The sequence below is a fragment of the Brachyspira sp. genome (genome assembly GCF_029258575.1).
In the GTDB taxonomy this organism is placed as follows: Bacteria; Spirochaetota; Brachyspiria; order Brachyspirales; family Brachyspiraceae; genus Brachyspira.
This window is the reverse complement of the sequence record NZ_JARHYI010000089.1, coordinates 1-3,900: the sequence shown is the minus strand read 5'-3', so window position 1 is coordinate 3,900 and position 3,900 is coordinate 1. Positions and strand designations below refer to the sequence as shown.

General features: G+C 22.9%; 4 protein-coding genes and 1 pseudogene. All 5 read right to left on the bottom strand.

Features of this window, described 5'->3' with window-relative positions:
• Nucleotides 1-227: 227 nt before the first annotated feature.
• On the bottom strand, nt 228-977 hold the full coding sequence (locus Q1J76_RS07030) for an ankyrin repeat domain-containing protein (RefSeq protein ID WP_300368891.1): 750 nt from the start codon (nt 975-977) through the stop codon (nt 228-230).
• A gap of 153 nt (nt 978-1,130) precedes the next feature.
• A complete protein-coding gene (locus Q1J76_RS07025; RefSeq protein ID WP_300368888.1) occupies nt 1,131-1,895 on the bottom strand; it encodes a uracil-DNA glycosylase in 765 nt (254 codons plus the stop codon).
• A gap of 84 nt (nt 1,896-1,979) precedes the next feature.
• A pseudogene (locus Q1J76_RS12610) lies at nt 1,980-2,069 on the bottom strand (Rpn family recombination-promoting nuclease/putative transposase); the annotation flags it as partial.
• A gap of 143 nt (nt 2,070-2,212) precedes the next feature.
• A complete protein-coding gene (locus Q1J76_RS07020) occupies nt 2,213-3,070 on the bottom strand; it encodes a prephenate dehydrogenase (protein ID WP_300368885.1) in 858 nt (285 codons plus the stop codon).
• Nucleotides 3,071-3,092: 22 nt separating this feature from the next.
• On the bottom strand, nt 3,093-3,900 hold an 808-nt coding region (locus tag Q1J76_RS07015; protein WP_300368882.1), incomplete at its 5' end, for an NYN domain-containing protein.

The following is a 3,900-nucleotide window of genomic DNA, read 5'->3' as shown; positions in this document are numbered from 1 at the left end:
GTGAGAAAATCAGCTGTTGCATCTGCATATATTGTATAAGTTGTATAATCAACTCTTCCTTCCCCTGTATTTACTAATATATTATTAGTAGTAGTGGAAGTGTATTGAGCAAAAAGCAGCATATTTATAGCAATAAATAGTAAAATAACTTTGATATTCATATAAACTCCAATATACTGTAAATATTCTCGGTTTATAAAAAAAATACTTAAAGATATTTTTATGCATCATCTTCTTTTTTCTAATTTTTGAAGATAGATTGAAACATTTATATATCCATTATACTTCATAACTTCATATGGTTTCAAACCTATTGAATTTACATCAGTATAGCTTATATTATTGTAAATCAAATATCTTGCTATATCTATTTTTGTGGCATAAAACATAGCATTTTGACCCCAATCATCTTTTTCATTTATATCTATTTTTAAATCTTCTATTAGATATTTTATCAATGAAAAATGTTCATTTCCAACTGCATACATAAGAATGTTTTTTCCTAGTATATCTTTTTTATTAATGTCAGCCCCACTTTTTATGAGAAGTTTTACCGAATATAAATCTCCATACTCGCATGCATAATGAAGTGATGTTTTACCATTGTTATCAGCAATATTAATATCAGCATTATTATTAATAAGTAAGTTCATTATGTATGGATAATTTGCAGATAATATTAATGCATTTTCTCCCTTGCTATTTGTAATACTTATATCCGCATTCCTATCTATCAAATAATCAGCTAAATCATAATATCCTATTGATACCGCTTCCATTAATAATGTATTTCCATTCTTGTTTATCGTATTTATATCATTACCATTTTCTAAATATCTTTCAATACTTTCTACAATATATTCTAACTTATTATCATTATTAATATTATCAAATATAGTAGGTTTTTTTGGAATATTGGAATATTCTATTTTTTCTTCATCTGAAGCATCTACTATATTATCAAATGTATTAGGTATTAAACATTTGCATATTATCAGCATTAAAATAAAATATTTTTTATATTGTTTCAAATATATCTCCTATAAATTAAATTTATTAAAAATATTTTAAATATATTTGCCTATTTATTATTATAATAAATAATAAACTTTTTTTAATAAAAGTATATATTAATTATTTTTTATTTTTTTCAATTCTCCAAGCATAAACTCCAAATCGGATATAACTTTATCTTCCTCTTTTTGATTTCTTAAAATATAAGCAGGATGATAAGTTGCTATTACAGGTACATCTTTTCCATTATTATTGTAATAATGAATCTTGTTTCTAGCTTTACCATATGGCGTTTTCAAATCAAAATCTATTAAATTACCAAATCCATGACGACCTAATGCACATATTATTTTAGGATTAAGTATTTTTAACTGATTAACAAAATAATCTCTACAATTAGCTTTTTCTTCAGGAAAAGGATCTCTATTATCAGGAGGACGGCATTTTAATGCATTCATAATATAGTATTTATTATTATTTATATTTAATCTTTCAATCCATTTATCAAGTAATTTTCCACCTCTTCCTACGAATGGAAGTCCTTGCTTATCCTCATCTGCTCCCGGTGCCTCTCCTACAAATACTATCTCAGGCTCTTCATCTCCTCTTCCAAATACTACATTTAATCTGCTATTACATAAAGCCTCACATTTCATACATTTTTCAACTTCATTATATATATTTTTTAATTCGTCATTTTTTATTTCTTTCATTGATCCCATAGATTCCATACCTTCATTTTTAATATCTTTTTCTTCTTTTTTATTTTTTATCTCTGCTTTTTTGGGATTTCTTAATATTATTTTTTTATTCTGACTGCAAACTACATTTGAGAATTTTATTTTATTATGCTGTAAAAAATAGCTTTCTATTTTGTTCATATTAATAAATCCTAAATATCATTTTTTAAATATTATTTGTATTATACAATAAAATGAAATTTATTAAAAATTTTTTTATTTATAAATTAATATAGTTATTGCTGTTTCAGTTGTAGCTTTTATATCAACTATTGACTCTTTTTCATCATAATTTTCTGTTATATTAAATGTATTAAATTAAGTATTTCTATTTTATTAATATTTCAAAGTTTAAATTTTTAAAAATTTTTTTACATTTTTTTTAAAAAATGGTTTTATATTTAGAAAGCATTTATTTTTTATGCCCTCTTTATATAGTGGGCATAAAAATTTAATTTCTATTTTTGGAATTCGTTTTTTCTTTCAGTCCATTCTTTTTTTGTATTATTAGAATTCTGCATAAGTATTTTTAGTTTATCTCTATTTTTATTTTTTAATGCATTTTTAAAATAATTAAGGCATATTATATATTTATCCAAAGCTTCATATAAATAATCGCTGTTATAAAGGAATAATTCGCTCCACATATTAGCATCTATTGTACCTACTCTTGTATGATCTCCCAAACTATTCCCTTCAAACCCTAAAGATTTCAAAAAATTATCATGATTAACTATACCGCATGCTATTATATGCATAAGCTGACTAGTAAAAGCTATCATTTCATCATGTTTTTTTGCTGTTGATTTTATAATTTTTAAGCAGCCTATATCTGAGGATAATTTTTCTATTATTTTTATATCATTTTCATTTGCATTATCATTATTTACTATAATGGCATTAGAATTTTTAAATAGAGTTTCTGAAGAGTTTATATATCCTCCTTTTTCTCTTCCAGCCATAGTGTGAAGCCCAACATATTTTTTATCTTTTGTATTATTAAAAATATCAATTTTTACTCCGCAAAAGTCTGAAAGTATTTTTTTATTATCAATTAAATGTTTATATTTATTGATTGTATCTATTGCTATTGATGGCAAAGTACATATCATAATAATATCACCCCATTCAATACATTCTTCTATATTATCATAATTATAAAACCCTTTTTGAATATAACCGTCTTTTAAAGCAGATTCAATATTTTCTTTATTTGTATCTATAACATATATATTATAATTTTGTTTACTGACACTCAATGCTTTTATTAATGAGCCTCCCATTAAACCCATTCCTATTACTGTTATATTTGACATATTATTATATTACCTCATGATATTATTCATTATATATATTCTCAAGCGTTTCCAATACTTTATTTTTATCTTTCATTACAAAGCTATTTCCTTTATTTGTAAGTTCAATAGGAATTCCTTTTTTTATTATATGATCTATGAATTTGCTAGGTTTTTTAAATCTAGTATTTTTAACAGCACTAGAATTATTTACTATTTTGAATTTTTTGTTAATTTCATTCATAGTATTAGCTAGAGAAATCACGGCATTTTCTTCATATCCTGAAATTAATTCTTTGAATGCATATATGAAAGCATTATCGCTTATTTCACAGCTATTTAAATTCAAAATTTTTGCCATTTCTTTTTTAAATACATTTATATCATTAATATAAAAATTATCATTATCTGTTTTTGTATTTATTCCATGATTATTCAAATATTCAAGAAGATTTTTTATTTTTTTGAATTGTGTTTGTTCTATTGCACTTTTACCTTTTTCAAGATTAAAATCTTCATTTATTTTATTGCATATATCTGATATAGAAATTTTTACAATATCAGTATTTTGATTTTTATGTATTTCAAGTACTTTAATGTAGAAGAAATTTAAAAATTCTATTATATCTATATTATTTTCTTTTTTTATTTCATTTTCATGTTTTTCTAATGATTTATAATCTTCAATTTTAAATATATGTCCGCTTGGATTTTTAAATATATCTCTTTTAGCATTATCAAATATAGTAACAATACCTATTAAAGCATTATATCTACTTAATCTATCCATTATAACAGTGTAATCAACATCTCTAGTTACAAATATAATAATATCCGTTTTTTTATCTATA